We start from the raw sequence: 15,669 nt of genomic DNA, 5'->3' as shown, positions 1-15,669 counted from the left end.
GAGGTTCTGCTTGCCGACTGCGTCGCAACTTGCACCCCTAGCCCTCTCCCCCGCCCCTCTCCCGCAACGCGGGAGAGGGGAGCAAACCCACAGCACTTGCGAGCGCCAACCAACAAAAAAGCCGACCAGCTTTCACCAGTCGGCTTTTCCTAAAAGCAAAAAACGAAACTCAGCCCAGGCGTTTAGCCAGTGCGTCCTTCGTTTCCACCAGTGCTTGCGGCAGGTTGTGCTTGAGTTGCGTGAACAGTTCGTCGTGCAGTGCCAGTTCCTGTTGCCAGGCGGCGTGGTCGATCGACGTGACTTGTTCGAACTGCTCGGCCGTGAACGGCAGGCCGTTCCAGTTCAGGTCGGTGTAGCGCGGCGACGTGCCGAAGACATGGTCCACGCCTTCGCCGCGGCCTTCCACGCGGTCGATCATCCACGACAGGACGCGCATGTTCTCGCCGAAGCCCGGCCAGACGAAGTTGCCGTCGGCGTCCTTGCGGAACCAGTTCACGCAGTAGAACTTCGGCAGCTTGGCGCCAGAGGCTTCCAGCTTCTTGCCGAGTGCGAGCCAGTGGCCGAAGTAGTCGCTCATGTTGTAGCCGCAGAACGGCAGCATCGCGAACGGGTCGCGGCGTACCACGCCTTGCTGGCCAGCAGCGGCGGCGGTGGTTTCCGAGCCCATCGTGGCGGCCATGTAGACGCCTTCGGTCCAGTTACGGGCTTCGGTCACCAGCGGCACCGTGGTGCTGCGGCGGCCACCGAAGATGAAGGCGTCGATGGGCACGCCGGCCGGGTTGTCCCAGTTGTCGTCGATCGACGGGCACTGCGAGGCCGGGGCGGTGAAGCGGGCGTTCGGGTGCGCGGCCTTGGCGCCGGTCTCCTTGGCGATAGCAGGCGTCCAATCCTTGCCCTGCCAGTCCACCAGGTGCGCCGGGGCTTCGCGGGTCATGCCTTCCCACCACACGTCGCCGTCATCGGTCAGCGCCACGTTGGTGAAGATGACGTTTTCCTTGAGGGTCGCCATCGCGTTGTAGTTGGTCTTCTCGCTCGTGCCCGGGGCCACGCCGAAGTAGCCGGCTTCCGGGTTGATGGCGTAGAGACGGCCGTCCTGGCCCGGCTTGATCCACGCGATGTCGTCGCCGATCGTCGTGATCTTCCAGCCTTCGTAGCCCTTGGGCGGGATCAGCATCGCGAAGTTGGTCTTGCCGCAGGCCGACGGGAATGCAGCGGCCACGTGGTACTTCTTGCCCTCGGGCGAGGTCACGCCCAGGATCAGCATGTGCTCGGCCAACCAGCCTTCGTCGCGGCCCATGGTCGAGGCGATCCGCAGTGCGAAGCACTTCTTGCCCAGCAGCGCGTTGCCGCCGTAGCCCGAACCGAACGACCAGATCTCGCGCGATTCCGGGAAGTGGACGATGTACTTGGTCTTGTTGCACGGCCATGCCACGTCCTGCTCGCCAGCAGCCAGCGGCTTGCCCACGGTGTGCACGCACGGCACGAACTCGCCGTCGGTGCCCAGCACGTCATACACGGCGCGACCCATGCGCGTCATGATGCGCATGTTCACGGCCACGTACGGCGAATCGGACAGTTCGACACCGATGTGCGCGATGGGTGAACCGAGCGGGCCCATCGAGAACGGCACCACGTACATCGTGCGGCCACGCATGCAGCCGTCGAACAGGCCCGACAGCGTCTGGCGCATTTCTGCCGGTGCAGTCCAGTTGTTGGTGGGGCCGGCGTCTTCCTTCTTCTCGGAGCAGATGAAGGTGCGGTCTTCCACACGTGCCACGTCGGAAGGGTCCGACAGCGCCAGGAACGAATTCTTGCGCTTGGCCGGGTTCAGGCGGCGCATGGTGCCCGCAGCGACCATCAGTTCGCACAGGCGGTCATATTCTTCCTGCGAGCCATCGCACCAGTAGATCTGGTCCGGCTTGGTCAGGGAAGCGATCTCGGCAACCCAGGCGACCAGTTTCTGGTTCTTTACCCAGGCCGGCACGTTCAGGGCCGGTGTGCCTTGCATTGTGGGGTGGTTCATATCTACTGCTCCAAAGCGAAAAAGAAACCTTGCAATGTCCAACCGGCGCGAGGGGCCGGGTGCGGAGTGAGCGGGGAAGACCGGCTACCGGGCCGGGCGCCTGCCGGGAAAGAAGGCAAAACGCTCGCATACGGTGTGGTCACATCCCGTTACAACTCGGCGGCGACCAATTGAGGGCAAAGGGTCGCGGGGGTCCCTGCGGCTGCGATACAGTTGCGCTTCGTCCGTTTCTGACGGACGGCAGGGGCCGGTCGGGCATTGTCCGGCGGCGAACAGGGAGTGGGAGCTTGGCTCGACCAACCTGTCGCGTCGCGGAAGCGGGCAAGAATACCACTCTACGGGCCCCCTGTTTTTTGCTGCGCAGCATTGTCGCCCCTGTCAAAATGGCTGTTCGAATTCCTGCGCTTGTCTGTCGTGGATGTTGCGTCAGGGAAGCCAACAATACTGTCCGGCGCGCGCTGATTCTGTGGCCGCGCGCACCAAGCCCCCGTTCAAAGAGTCACCAATGAAGATTGCCGTTCTCGACGATTACCAGGACGCCGTGCGCAAGCTGCCCTGCTTTTCCCTGCTGGAAGGGCATGACGTGAAGGTTTTCAACAATACCGTCAAAGGTGTGGGCCAGTTGGCCGCGCGCCTCTCCGATGTGGAGGCGCTGGTGTTGATCCGCGAACGGACGCGGGTGACGCGTCAGTTGCTCGAGAAGCTGCCCAAGCTGCGCATCATCAGCCAGACGGGCCGGGCCGGTAGTCATGTGGATATCGAAGCCTGCACCGACCGTGGCATCGTGGTGCTGGAAGGCGTGGGATCGCCCGTGGCACCCGCCGAACTCACGTGGGCGTTGATCATGGCGGCCCAGCGCCGCATTCCGCAGTACGTGGCCAGCCTCAAGCATGGCGCCTGGCAGCAGTCGGGCCTGAAGTCGACCACGATGCCGCCGAATTTCGGGCTGGGCCAGGTGTTGCGTGGCCAGACGCTGGGGATCTGGGGCTACGGCAAGATCGGCAAGCTGCTGGCTGGCTTCGGGCGTGCGTTCGGCATGAACGTGCTGGTCTGGGGCCGCGAGGCGTCGCAACAGGCGGCGCGCGACGACGGCCTGAACGTGGCGGAATCCGTCGAGCAACTGTTCGCCGACAGCGACGTGCTGTCGCTGCACCTGCGCCTGAACGACGAGACGCGCGGCATCGTCAAGCTGTCTGACCTGCAACGCATGAAGCCCACGGCGCTTTTCGTGAATACCAGCCGTGCCGAGCTGATCGAGGAAAACGCGCTCGTGGCCGCGCTGAACCGGGGCCGCCCCGGCATGGCAGCCATCGACGTCTTCGAATCCGAGCCGATCCTGCAGGGCCACGCGCTGCTGCGCATGGAGAACTGCATCTGCACGCCGCACCTGGGCTATGTGGAGCGTGACAGCTACGAGCTGTACTTCCGCACCGCGTTCCAGAACATCCTCGACGTGCTGGGCGGCAAGCACGACAGCATCGCCAATCCTAAGGCCCTGACACCGGCGCTTTCGCGCTGAGTTTCGTCCCTGCCTCACCCCTGCCCCGGCGCGCGCTTGGCGCGTGTGCCGGGAGCGTCTGTTTCCCCACATTACCCATCCTCAAACGCGTGGACGAGCCGGTACACTCGGTTCACAAAGTCAGCGCGTGGCACCAGCGAAAAGCTGGGCACCCGCGCGGGCCCCGCACACGCAAGGAGGGCGTACCGTGGCCGAATCCGATCCGCGTCCCAATCCAATGGGCACCGGCGGCCCTGCCGTCCGGCGCGTACTGGCTGTCAATGTGGGGACGGCGCTGCCGCTGGTCGTGGCGGGTGCCGGAACCGAGGCCGTGGTCATGTCGGCCATTCGCAAGCACCCCCTCAGCACCCAGCATCACCCTATCGCGGTGGGCGTGCATCGGCTCGGCATGGCGGGCGATGAACAGGTGGACCGCACTGTCCACGGTGGCCCGGATCGCGCCGTCTATGCCTATCCGATCGAGCATTACACCTGGTGGAACACCCGGCGGCGCGAAGCCGGCGTGGAAGAAGCCGAGCGTCCGCTGGCGTTTGGTGCGATGGGCGAGAACCTGACCACGCAAGGATTGCTCGAAACCGCACTGTGGGTGGGAGACCACCTCTACATCGGCGATGTCGAGTTTGTGGTGAAATCGACACGTCGCCCCTGCTTCAAACTGAATGCCGCCCTGGGCTATGCGCATGCCGTGCGCGACATGACCCGCAGTGGCTTTTCGGGCGTGTACCTGGGCGTGGCGCGCCCAGGTGTCATACGGGCTGGCGATGGCGTGGTGCTGGTTCCAGGGCCACGTGAAGTGTCGCTCGAAAGCCTCAATCGGCGGGAAAACGCCTGAGTTTTCCGCCGAAACCTCCCCTTTCCCGCGTTATTCCCCAGTGGCCCGAACCGGCTTTTCTGCTAATGTTTTAGGTCTGATACAAGCATTTTGGCCACCGCCGGGGGCCTGCCATCCCGCCGGCCCTCCATCCGTCCCCATCGATGCTGTAATGGCTTGTAATACAACGCGCTTTGCCTGGATGGGCGAGGCGCGGTACTAGTAGCGGTTCGCGCGGGCAAAATCCGGTGCCAAGACGCCGGGTGCCACGTTTTGGGGAGCGCGCCATGCGGCAATTGAGGGTCCTCACATGAAATCAGATGGGATCGACCAGCCGAAAGGCTTTGTCGATGGGAACTGGAGCGCGGCCGCCAGCACGGGCCGTGGCCGTACATCGCCATGGGTAGTGGTGATCGCGGTACTGGTCGTGGCAATTGCCGGGTGGTTCGGCTGGAAGACGTGGCTCGCCCCGAAGCCTGTAGCCAAGGGCCCCAGCGCTGCGGCTGTGGCTACTGCCCTCGTGCAGCAGGGCGACGTGCCCGTGGAAGTCAACGCCAACGGCACCGTGACGGCCATGCAGAGCGTGGACGTGCGCCCACAGGTATCGAGCACCGTGCGCACCGTGCATATCAAGGAAGGCCAGACCGTGAAGCCGGGCGATCTGCTGTTCTCGCTCGATTCGCGCATGGACGAAGCCAATCTGGCAAAGGCCCGCGCCCAGCTCATGCGCGATCAGGCAGATCTCTCCGATGCCCGCCGCACGCTGGCGCGCAGCCAGGAACTGCTGCAGCGCAATTTCATTTCGCGCAGCGCCGTGGATACGGCCCAGGCGAAGGTGGATGGCTTCGAAGCCACGATCCGCGCTGACCAGGCTGCCATCGAGGCCAGCCAGGTAGCCATCAGCTACGGCACCATCCGCGCGACGATTGGCGGACGCACCGGCATCATCAATGTCTTCCCCGGTTCGCTGGTGACGCCGACCAATGCGTTGCCGATGGTGACGGTGGCACAGATTGCGCCGATCACGGTCACGTTCACGCTGCCGGAGCGGCAACTGGCTTCGCTGCGCGATGCGCTGCGTGCCGGCCCGGTGGCCGTGACGGCCCAGCCCAACGACGGCAACAAGAGCCCCGTCACGGGCAAGATCACGTTCGTCGACAACACGGTGGACCCGCAGTACGGCAGCATCCGCGTCAAGGCGATGTTCGACAACGCGGAAAGCCGGCTCTGGCCGGGCACCTATGCCAACGTCAGCGCCACGGTGCAGACGTTGAAGGATGCGCTGAGCGTGCCGCCGCAAGCCGTGGTGACAGGTCCCGAGGGCCGCTTCGTCTACGTGGTGCAGCCGGACAGCAAGGTGGCGCGCGTGCCGGTGAAGGTCATCGTCACCACCGCGGCAGCCGCCGTGGTCGAAGGCGTGCAGCCCAAGGCCCGCGTGGTGATCGAGGGCGCGCAGAACCTGCGTCCGGGCACGCTGGTGCGCGAAGTGCTGGCGCGTGGTGCCGCAGCATCGGCTCCAGCGGCAGCACCCAACGGCAACGGACACTGACATCATGAGTTTGTCCGAGCTTTGTATCCGCCGGCCCGTGATGACGGTGCTGCTGTGCCTGGCCGTCATCGTCACCGGCATCGTGTTGTATCCGACGATTCCGATTGCCGCGCTGCCCAGCTTCAATTCGCCGGTGATCCAGGTCACCGCCACGCTGCCCGGGGCGAGTCCCGAGACCATGGCGGCTTCGGTGGCCACGCAACTGGAAAAGCAGTTCGCGACGATTCCGGGCGTGACCGTGATCAGTTCGTCGAACACGCTCGGCAACTCCAGCATCACCATCGAATTCAACAGCGACCGCAGTATCGACGATGCGGCCGTTGACGTGCAGGCCGCGCTGTTCCGCGCGCAACGTTCGTTGCCGATCGAGATGACGGTGCCGCCGTCGTACCGCAAGGTGAACCCGGCGGACGCACCGGTGATCTTGCTGGCCATCAATTCGCCATCAATGAGCCTGGGCGAACTGAATGCATTCGGCGACAACCTGATCTCGCCCACGCTGGCCACATTGCCCGGCGTGGCGCAGGTGCAGGTCTACGGTCAGAAACGTTTCTCGGTGCGCGTGCGTGCGCACCCTGATGCACTCGCCGCGCGCGGTCTCACGCTCGACGAGCTCGCCACGGCATTGAATCGCGCCAATGCCAACACGCCGGTCGGTACGCTCGATGGCGCGCGACAGACGCTGACCATCCAGGCCAATCGCCAGATGACGAGTGCGGAAGCGTTCCGCAACATCATCGTGGCGAGCCAGCCTAGCGGCGCCGTGGTGCGACTCTCTGACGTGGCCGATGTGGAAGACAGCGTCGAGACTATCAAGACCGGTAGCTGGCTCAACAACGAACGCTCCATCGTATTGGCCGTGCAGCGCCAGCCTGATGCCAACACGGTGGCCGTGGTCGATGCCGTCAGGAATGCGCTGCCGCGCCTGAAGCAGCAGATGCCGGAATCGGTCAACGTGGCCGTGGTGAACGACCGCTCGGTATCGATCCGCGAATCGATCCATGACGTGCAGTTCACGCTGGCGCTGACCGTGGCGCTGGTGGTGCTGGTCATCTTCCTGTTCCTGCGCCGCGCGGCGGCCACGCTGATTCCCACGGTCTCGCTGCCCATCTCGCTGATCGGCACCGTGGCGCTGATGAAGGCGTTCGGCTACAGCCTCGACAACGTATCGCTGCTGGCCATCACGCTGGCCGTGGGCCTGGTGGTGGATGACGCCATCGTGATGCTCGAAAACATCGTGCGCCATATCGAGGAAGGCGTGCCGCCGCTCAAGGCCGCGCTGGTGGGTTCGCGCGAGATGGGCTTCACCATCCTGTCGATCTCGATTTCGCTGGTGGCCGTGTTCATCCCGATCTTCTTCATGCCGGGGGTGATCGGCCTGCTGTTCCACGAATTCGCGGCGGTGGTGTCGCTGTCGATCCTGGTCTCGGCGCTGGTCTCGCTGACGCTGATCCCGATGTTGTGCGCGCGCTTCCTGTCGGCGGAGAACGTACCTGTCGATGAATCGCAGCATGCCTATGGCGATCACGCAGCGGGCGCGCCCGTGCATCGGTTGGTGCAGAAGCAGACCATCGGCATGCGCTCCACGCAGTGGTTCGAAGACCTGTTCGAGTGGACGCTGCACAACTATGCGCGCGGGCTGGACTGGTGCCTGGCGCATCGCCGCTTCGTGCTCGGTATCGCGGGTCTCACGTTCGTGATTACCGCCGTGATGTTCGTGAAGATTCCGAAGGGCTTCTTCCCCGAAGAAGACATCGGCCAGATCCAGGTAAATGCAGAAGGGCCGCAGGACATTTCGTTCGAAGCGATGTCCGAGCGCCTGCGCGATGCTGCCGAGCGCATCCGCGCGAATCCGTCGGTGAAGAGCGTGGTGGCATCGATTGGCGGCGGACCGTCGCCGGCCATCAACACGGGCCGCATGTTCGTGGAACTGAAGCCGCTTGGCGAGCGCGTGAAGATGCCGCAGGTGGTGGAGTCACTGCGAAAGGATGTCTCGGGCGTGCCGGGGCTGCAGGTGTATTTCTCGCCCGTGCAGAACCTGCGCCTGGGCGGCCGCCAGAGCAAGAGCCGCTACCAGTACACGCTGCAGAGCGTGAAGGCCGGGCAGTTGCAGGAGTTCAGCGACAAGCTCATGGCCAAGATGCGCGCCGAGCCGATCTTCCGCGACGTGACGAGCGATTCGCAGCAGTCGGGCCTTGAGGCGCACCTGACCATCGACCGCGACAAGGCCAATGCGCTGGGCGTGCAGATCCAGGACGTGCGTACGGCGCTGTACACCGCGTTCGGCGAGCGGCAGGTCTCGACGATCTATACGCCCATCGATAACTACTACGTGATCCTGACCGCCGCCGATGTGGATCGCGTGGATGAGACCGCGTTCTCCAAGCTCTACGTGCGCAGCAAGACGGGCCAGATGGTGCCGGTGTCGGCCTTTGCCACCACCGAGCGCCGCGTGGGACCGATTGCGGTGAATCACCAGGGGCAGTTGCCCTCGGTGACCGTGTCGTTCAACCTCGCGCCGGGTGCGCCGCTGGGCGACGCGTCGAAGCTGATGGATCGCTACAAGCAGGAACTGGAAGTGCCCGCGTCGATCTTCACGAGCTGGGGCGGCGATGCGGCCGTGTTCCAGTCCTCGCAGGCCACGCAGGTGGTGCTGCTTGTGGCGGCGCTGGCGGTGATCTACACGCTGCTGGGCGTGCTGTATGAGAGCTACATTCACCCGCTGACGATTCTCGCCGGCCTGCCCTCGGCGGCAATTGGCGCTTTGGCTACGTTGTACCTGTTCAACGTGGAGCTATCGCTGATTGCGACGATTGGCGTGCTGATGCTGATCGGCATCGTGAAGAAGAACGCGATCATGATGATCGACTTCGCGCTGGCTGCGCAGCGCGAACAGGGCATGCATCCGGCGAAGGCGATCCGGCAGGCGTGCCTGCTGCGCTTCCGTCCGATCATGATGACCACGTTCGCCGCCGTGATGGGCGCCCTGCCGCTCGCCCTGGGTCTGGGTGCGGGCGCCGAACTGCGTCAGCCGCTGGGCCTGGCGGTGGTGGGCGGCCTGCTGTTCTCGCAAGTCATCACGCTGTTCATCACGCCGGTGATCTACCTGGCGCTGGACAAGTACTCCGGCACCGGCCCGCTGCAGATCGACGCCGAGGGCAACCCGCTCGACGTGAAGCAGCCCGAGGCCGTCACGCACTGATGTTCCCTGCTCCCCTCCCGCGCAGGCGGGAGCGGGAGTCAGTCTTTTCCGATCGTTCTCCGTCGCGCCTCGTCGTTCTCCAACAACAACAGGGCACCTTGCACAACGGCTCTTGTCGATTCGGAAATAAACGAGAATAATTCTCGTTTCCGGCGCGACGCCCACACACCAACCACAGGGCCCGCCGTGCACGCATGCCAGCCATCCGCCCCCTGACGCGAGGACCTCATCGGCCACGCGGCATTTCAGCCAGCCAGCGTTATCGCTTTCCATCAGGGGGAAAAACCGATGACATGCCGTTGGCTGGCGCGCTCATGCGCCAATTTCAGGACGACACCTGTCGCCACACTTTGCGCCATGCTGAGCGCACCGCTATGTGCCGAGGAGGTGCGGCAACTCGGGGAGGTGGTGGTCACCGCCACGCGCACCGAGGAACGCGCCGATGCGGTGGCGTCCACCATCACGGTGGAAGACGCGCGCAGGATCGGGCAGGCCATGCCCGTTGACGAGACCGGCCTCTTTGCCGACGAACCCGACATCGACGTGCCGCGCGACCGTCGCCGCTTTGGCGCGGGCAGCGTGAACATCCGGGGCATCGAAGACAACCGGGTGCTACAGATGGTCGATGGCGTACGCCTGCCCGACTACTACAGCGGCGGCGGGCCGTCGAATATCTCGACATCCACGCGCGAGGCGCCGGAGTTCTCGTTCCTGAAACGCGTCGAAGTACTACGTGGTCCCGCATCGAGCCTCTATGGTTCCGATGCCATCGGCGGCGTGGTGTCGTATGCGACGAAAGATCCCGTGGATCTGATGCGCGGTAAGAAAGCTGGTGCCGAAGCGGGGCTCGAATGGAATGGCATCGATGACGGCTTCCGCCAGACCGTGGGCGTGGCCGGCGGCAACGACACGGTGCAGGGCCTGTTCATGTACGCGCACCGCACGTCGCATGAAATGCAGAACATGGGTGCGAACGATTCGACCTCGATCTACCGCACCACACCGAATCCGCAGCGCGGCGAGACCAATGCCTATCTTGGCAAGGTGGTGCTGAACGCCACGCCCCGGCAACGTTTCCGCCTGACCTATGAGCGGCGCGATGCGCACAGCAGCACGAACATGCTGCGCCTCACGCCCGCGCTGCCTCGCGTGACGCAGGCCGATGGCACGGAGGAGATGAAACGCGACCGTATCTCGCTCGATTACGAATGGCGTCCTGCCAATGCGGTGCTCGATCGGCTCACGGCATCGGTGTACTACCAGCAGAGCAATTCGGGCACGCACACCGATCAGGTGCGCAGCGGCACCAGCGCGGGATGTTCGGGCACGCGGCCTGGACGAAACCTCTGCAATGTGGGACTCGATTTCGGATTCGAGCAGGCGCAGACCGGCTTCAACGTGCAGGCCGACAAGGGTTTTCGCACGGGCAGCGTCGAGCATCGGCTGATCGGCGGCGTGGACTTTCTCCAGACCACTTCGGAGGAAATGCGCGACGCGACCGTGGTCAACACCACGACCGGTACCACTGTGAAATCGCTGGCTGGCGAGAACTTCCCGCTGCACGATTTCCCCAAGGGAGAGACGCGTCAGATCGGTGTGTTCGTGCAGGACGAACTGCGTTTCTTCGATGGCCGTTTCACGCTGACGCCGGGCCTGCGCTTTGACCAGTACTCGCTCGGTCCCGATGACGATTCGCTGTATCACAGCGCAAACGGCAAGGCGCCTATCGACAAGAGCGATTCGAACCTGTCGCCGAAGCTGTCCGCACTGTGGCAGGCGACGGATCGCATCAACGTGTGGGCGCAATACGTGTTTGGCTATCGCGCGCCGAGCTATCGCGAGATCAACGGCAGCTTCCGCAATCCGGTGCAGGGCTACGGCGCAGCGCCGAATGGCGATCTTGACCCCGAGAAAAGCCGCTCGTTCGAAGTGGGCGTGCGCTACACCAGCGACACCGTGCAGAGCAGCGTGGCCATGTACGACAATCGCTACACGGACTTCATCGAACAGGTGATGCTCCGTTGTCCGTCCGATCCGTCGTGCCTGTCTGGCATGCGCGCGACCTACCAGTACCGCAATCAATCGAAGGTGCGCATCTATGGTGCGGAGTGGCGTGGATCCTGGCGCTTCCTGCCGCAGTGGCGCGTGGATGGCGCGGTAGCGTATGCGCATGGCACGAACGAGCAGAAGGATCAGCCGCTCAATACGGTGTCGCCATTGCGCGCATCGGCGGGACTGACATGGGAGCCGCAGCGTGAGGATGGTCCCGGTGCCGGACTGCGCTGGCGCGGTGCGAAGGCCGTGACGCGCACGGACGATTCGCGCACGCAGTACTTCAAGCCCGGCGGCTATGGCGTGGTCGATCTGCAGGCATGGTGGCGCTTCGGCAAGCGCGCCACGCTGACACTCGCGGTCAACAACCTGTTCGACAAGAAGTACTGGCTCTGGGGCGATGTGCGCCAGACCGGCGTGACCGCGACAGACCCTGGCCTCGATTTCTATACACAACCAGGCCGGACGGTGGCGGCCAGCGTCAAGGTCGCGTTCTGACGCACGCATGACGCACAAGCCATCAGGAGGAGACACGATGCTTCAACAATCGATATTGGCAACGGCGCGGTGGCTGGCGTGCCTGGTTGTGCTGCTGGTTGCGATGATGGCGATGTCCGCGCATGCCGCCGCGCCGGGCATCCACATCCTGACCACATCGCCGGTGCCCGCCGGTAAGTTCGAACCCCTGCGCGAGATGGCCGCGCAGCACGGCATGACGCTGGAGGCGCGCTATATCGAGAAGCTCTCCGCGCAGGAACTCGGTAGCTTTGCGACGAAGACGGATCTGCTGATCGTCGATGCGCCGCGCGACCATATCGTCACGGCGATGCTCGCGCAACTCGGTCCGTTGTGGACCACATCGACCACGCCGCGCGTCTTGCTGGCGACGGATCGATACGAGGCACGCGGTGTCGACGATGCCTTGGCAAAGCGCATGCATACCTACTACGCGAACGGTGGCCGCGCCAACTTCGATGCGATGCTGCGCACCGTGGCGTCCGCGCAGTTTCGCTTGCGCGCGGATGCATCGATCCCACCGCCGGTGATATTTCCGAAGGCGGCGTACTACCATCCCCGCTTGCCAGACGTCATCACGACCACGCCTGCGGAAGCGTTGAAAGCATCGGGTGCAGACGGTATGCCGGTGATCGGCATCGCCATCCACCAAGCCTATGTGTCGGGCCTCGACAGCGCGTTCATCGATGACCTGATCGCGCGCATCGAATCGCGTCACGCACGCGCCCTCGTCTTCTATGGCCCGATCATGGAAGCCGATGCCATCACGCGCATGGTGGCGCCGGATGGCAAGCGCCTCGTCGATGTGCTGATCAATGGCCAGATCATGCTCAATCCGCAGGGACGCAAGGCCGAGTTCGAAACACTCGGTGTGCCGGTGTTGCAGGTGATGCCCTATCGCAAGGGCGATGCCGCCGATTGGGCTGCCGATCCACATGGCATCAGCCTGACGGATACGCCCTTCTACCTCGTGCAGCCCGAACTAGCAGGCGTGATGGACCCGATGCTCGCCGCCGCCACGTCGAAGCGCGATGGCGCCATCGTCGGCATTCCGGAGCAGGTCGATGCCGTGGCAGGCAAGGCGGTCGCGCTCGCGCGGTTGCAGTCCACGCCAAATGCCGGGAAGCGCGTGGCCATCCTGTTCTACAACTACCCGTCCGGCGAGAAGAATCTGTCTGCATCGTTTCTTAATCTGCCGCGCAGCCTTGCGAGTACGCTTGCTGCATTGCAGGCGACGGGCTATCGCACAGACAAGCTCGATGAAACGACGTTGCAACGCGAACTCGGTGCACTGCTGGCGCCGTTCTATCGCACCGGCACACTGCAACCGCTGCTCGCATCCGACCACGCGGTGTGGATGCCGATGTCGCGCTATCGCGCATGGTTCGATGCGCAGCCCGCCGCGTTGCGTGACAGCGTGACGCAGCGCTGGGGACAGCCCGAGCAATCGTCGATGGCCACCACGCGCAATGGCGAGCCGGGCTTCGTGATTCCGCGCTTGCAGGTTGGCAATGTGGCCTTGATGCCGGTGCCGCCGCGTGGCGAGCGCAGCGCCACGGACGAGAAGGCGCTGTATCACTCGACCAAGACGCCGCTCAATCATTTCTACATGGCGGCGTACCTGTGGGCGCGGCAGGACCGCGACGCGCTGGTGCACTACGGCACGCATGGCACGCAGGAGTGGACACCGGGCAAGGAGCGCGCGCTGGCCGTGACCGATGCGCCCTACCTCGTGCTCGGCGATGTGCCGGTCATCTATCCCTACATCGTCGATGATGTGGGCGAGGCGATCCAGGCCAAGCGACGTGGCCGCGCGGTGATCGTCAGCCATCAGACGCCACCGTTCCGGCCCGCAGGGCTGCACACCGACCTGACGCATCTTCACGATCAACTGCACGCGTACCTCGCACAGGACGAGGGCGCGGTGAAGGACACGCTCGCAGCCGACATCCTCGCACGCAGCAAGTCGATGCATGTGTTCGAAGACATGGGCTGGACCGAGGCGCGTGCCCGCAAGGATTTCGTCGTGTATCTCGATGCGCTGCACACGCACCTGCACGATCTCGGCGGCACGCTGCAACCTTATGGGCTGCACACGTTTGGACACTCGCAGGACGAGGGCTTGCGGCTGTTCACGACGATGGCGATGCTCGGCAAGGACTGGCTCAAGCGCGTGTTTCCCGAAGAGCCCGAGGAACTGTTCGCGGTGGACTTCGCGCAACTGACGAAGACCGCGCCTTATGCGCTGGTGCATCGCTATGTGATCGAGAACGCGTCGCTCGACACGTTGCGCGATCCAAAGCAGCGCGAGGACATGCAGCGCGCGCGGCAACTGTATGCGAGCCTCGACACGCAGCCGGAGGCCGAAGCATTGCTGACCGCGCTCTCGGGACAGTACGTGAAGACCGGTACGGGTGGCGATCCCGTACGCAATCCCGGTGCGTTGCCCACGGGCCGCAATCTCTATGGCTTTGATCCTTCAAAAGTGCCGAGCCGCGAAGCGTGGAAGGCTGGACAGGCCGCTGCGGAAGCGATGATCGCGGACTGGCGCAAGCGTCATGGCCAGTGGCCGAAGAAGCTGGCGTTCTCGCTGTGGAGTGTGGAGACCATGCGCCATCAGGGCATGCTCGAAGCGCAGGCGATGGCCGTGCTCGGCATTCGTCCGAAATGGGATGACGGTGGCCGCGTGACCGGTGTGGAAGCGATACCGTCGAACGAACTCGGACGTCCGCGTGTGGATGTGGTGTTGTCGGCCACGGGTCTCTACCGCGATCACTTTCCTAACCTCATGAAGTGGCTTGCGGAAGCGGTAAAGCTGGCGGCGGCGCAGCCGGAAGCGGACAACAACGTAGCCGCGAATACGCGTGCGATGCGCGCGCAGTTGGTGAAGGCGGGCGTGCCGCAGGATCGGCTCGACGGGCTGGCCGTCACGCGCATCTTCGCGAGCGAATCGGGCAACTATGGCACGGGTCTCGACGACGCCACGCAAGCGACCGATTCGTTTGGCAGTGGCAAGGCCGCCGATGCAAAGCTCGCCAATGTCTACCTCGCGCGCATGCAATACGCCTACGGCCCCGACGAGAAGCATTGGGGCGAGAAGCTGCCGCAGACCAATCTCTATGCGGAGAATCTCAAGGGCGTGGACGGTGCGCTGCTGGCGCGCAGTTCCAATCTCTACGGCATGCTGACCACGGACGATCCCTTCCAGTATCTCGGCGGCATCGGTCTCGCGGTGCGGCACCTGACCGGCAAGGCGCCCGAGCTGCTGATCTCGAATCTGCGCGATGCCAATCATGCGAAGACCGAGACGGCGGCGAGCTTTCTCGCTGCAGAACTGCGCACGCGTTACTTCCATCCGGGCTGGATCGAAGGCATGAAGGCCGAGGGCTATAGCGGTGCGTTGAACGTGCTCGATACCGTGAACAACTTCTGGGGGTGGACGGCGACCTCGCCCGAGATCGTGCGCGACGATCAGTGGACCGAGTTCGCGGAGGTGTACGTCAACGACAAGCACAAGCTCGGGTTGAACGAATGGTTCGCGCAGCACGCGCCGCAGGCACAGGCCCAGGTCATCGAACGCATGATGGAGGCCGCGCGCAAGGGCTACTGGCGCGCCGACGCCGCGATGTTGAAGACCTTGGCGCAACGATATGACGCGCTCGCAAAGGATCACGATATCCGCAGCGGCAATCGGCAATTCAATGCGTATCGGGAGACCGTGGCGACGGCGCAGGCCGGGTATGGCATGCAAACGCCTGCTGCACCGGTGCCCCCGCGCGCTGCGCCGCCCGCAGCGAAGGCAGCGGAACCGACACCTCCGGCTCCCGCTGCGCCGGCCCAGCCTCAACCGCAGCCCGTCCAAGGCATGCGGCTCGAAGTGCGCAAACCGCCTGCTGCGGCGCTTGTGCCAGTGCTATCTTGGCTGGCGGGTGGCATCGCGCTGGCCGCAGCGCTGATCGGCGGAGCCCTCAGCGCACGACGGCGACTGACGGATTGA

7 protein-coding genes are annotated in these 15,669 nt (G+C 64.3%); 6 read left to right on the top strand and 1 reads right to left on the bottom strand.

What is annotated here, in order from left to right; all coding sequences use genetic code 11:
• Positions 1-169: 169 nt before the first annotated feature.
• Positions 170-2,023 (bottom strand): phosphoenolpyruvate carboxykinase (GTP), encoded by a 1,854-nt coding sequence (locus ABDB81_RS10900; RefSeq protein ID WP_137926002.1) that lies wholly within the window; start codon positions 2,021-2,023, stop codon positions 170-172.
• A gap of 505 nt (positions 2,024-2,528) precedes the next feature.
• On the opposite strand from ABDB81_RS10900, the gene ABDB81_RS10895 reads away from it, so the two are divergent.
• From ABDB81_RS10895 to cobN, 6 genes are all read left to right on the top strand, one after another.
• On the top strand, positions 2,529-3,542 hold the full coding sequence (locus tag ABDB81_RS10895; RefSeq protein WP_137926001.1) for a D-2-hydroxyacid dehydrogenase family protein: 1,014 nt from the start codon (positions 2,529-2,531) through the stop codon (positions 3,540-3,542).
• 187 nt (positions 3,543-3,729) lie between these two features.
• Positions 3,730-4,374, top strand: a complete 645-nt coding sequence (locus ABDB81_RS10890; RefSeq protein WP_137926000.1) for an MOSC domain-containing protein — start codon at positions 3,730-3,732, stop codon at positions 4,372-4,374.
• A gap of 289 nt (positions 4,375-4,663) precedes the next feature.
• Positions 4,664-5,902 (top strand): efflux RND transporter periplasmic adaptor subunit, encoded by a 1,239-nt coding sequence (locus tag ABDB81_RS10885; RefSeq protein WP_346811069.1) that lies wholly within the window; start codon positions 4,664-4,666, stop codon positions 5,900-5,902.
• Positions 5,903-5,906: 4 nt separating this feature from the next.
• The gene (locus ABDB81_RS10880; RefSeq protein WP_346811068.1) at positions 5,907-9,104 is read left to right on the top strand and encodes an efflux RND transporter permease subunit; all 3,198 of its coding nucleotides are present in this window, start codon (positions 5,907-5,909) and stop codon (positions 9,102-9,104) included.
• Positions 9,105-9,461: 357 nt separating this feature from the next.
• Entirely contained in the window at positions 9,462-11,654 is a 2,193-nt protein-coding gene (locus ABDB81_RS10875) for a TonB-dependent hemoglobin/transferrin/lactoferrin family receptor (RefSeq protein ID WP_346811066.1), read from the top strand.
• A 37-nt stretch (positions 11,655-11,691) separates the two neighbouring features.
• On the top strand, positions 11,692-15,669 hold the full coding sequence (cobN, locus tag ABDB81_RS10870) for a cobaltochelatase subunit CobN (protein ID WP_346811065.1): 3,978 nt from the start codon (positions 11,692-11,694) through the stop codon (positions 15,667-15,669).

The organism is Cupriavidus sp. DL-D2 (assembly GCF_039710735.1).
In the GTDB taxonomy this organism is placed as follows: Bacteria; Pseudomonadota; Gammaproteobacteria; order Burkholderiales; family Burkholderiaceae; genus Cupriavidus.
Note: the sequence above shows the minus strand (reverse complement) of the source record. Positions and strands in the feature narration are given on the sequence as shown.

Bases quoted from the DNA above. Each gene is read 5' to 3' on its own strand.
- ABDB81_RS10900 (WP_137926002.1), bottom strand. From the start codon at position 2,023: ATGAACCACCCCACAATGCAAGGCACACCGGCCCTGAACGTGCCGGCC.
- ABDB81_RS10895 (WP_137926001.1), top strand. From the start codon at position 2,529: ATGAAGATTGCCGTTCTCGACGATTACCAGGACGCCGTGCGCAAGCTG.
- ABDB81_RS10885 (WP_346811069.1), top strand. From the start codon at position 4,664: ATGAAATCAGATGGGATCGACCAGCCGAAAGGCTTTGTCGATGGGAAC.
- ABDB81_RS10880 (WP_346811068.1), top strand. From the start codon at position 5,907: ATGAGTTTGTCCGAGCTTTGTATCCGCCGGCCCGTGATGACGGTGCTG.
- ABDB81_RS10875 (WP_346811066.1), top strand. From the start codon at position 9,462: ATGCTGAGCGCACCGCTATGTGCCGAGGAGGTGCGGCAACTCGGGGAG.
- cobN (WP_346811065.1), top strand. From the start codon at position 11,692: ATGCTTCAACAATCGATATTGGCAACGGCGCGGTGGCTGGCGTGCCTG.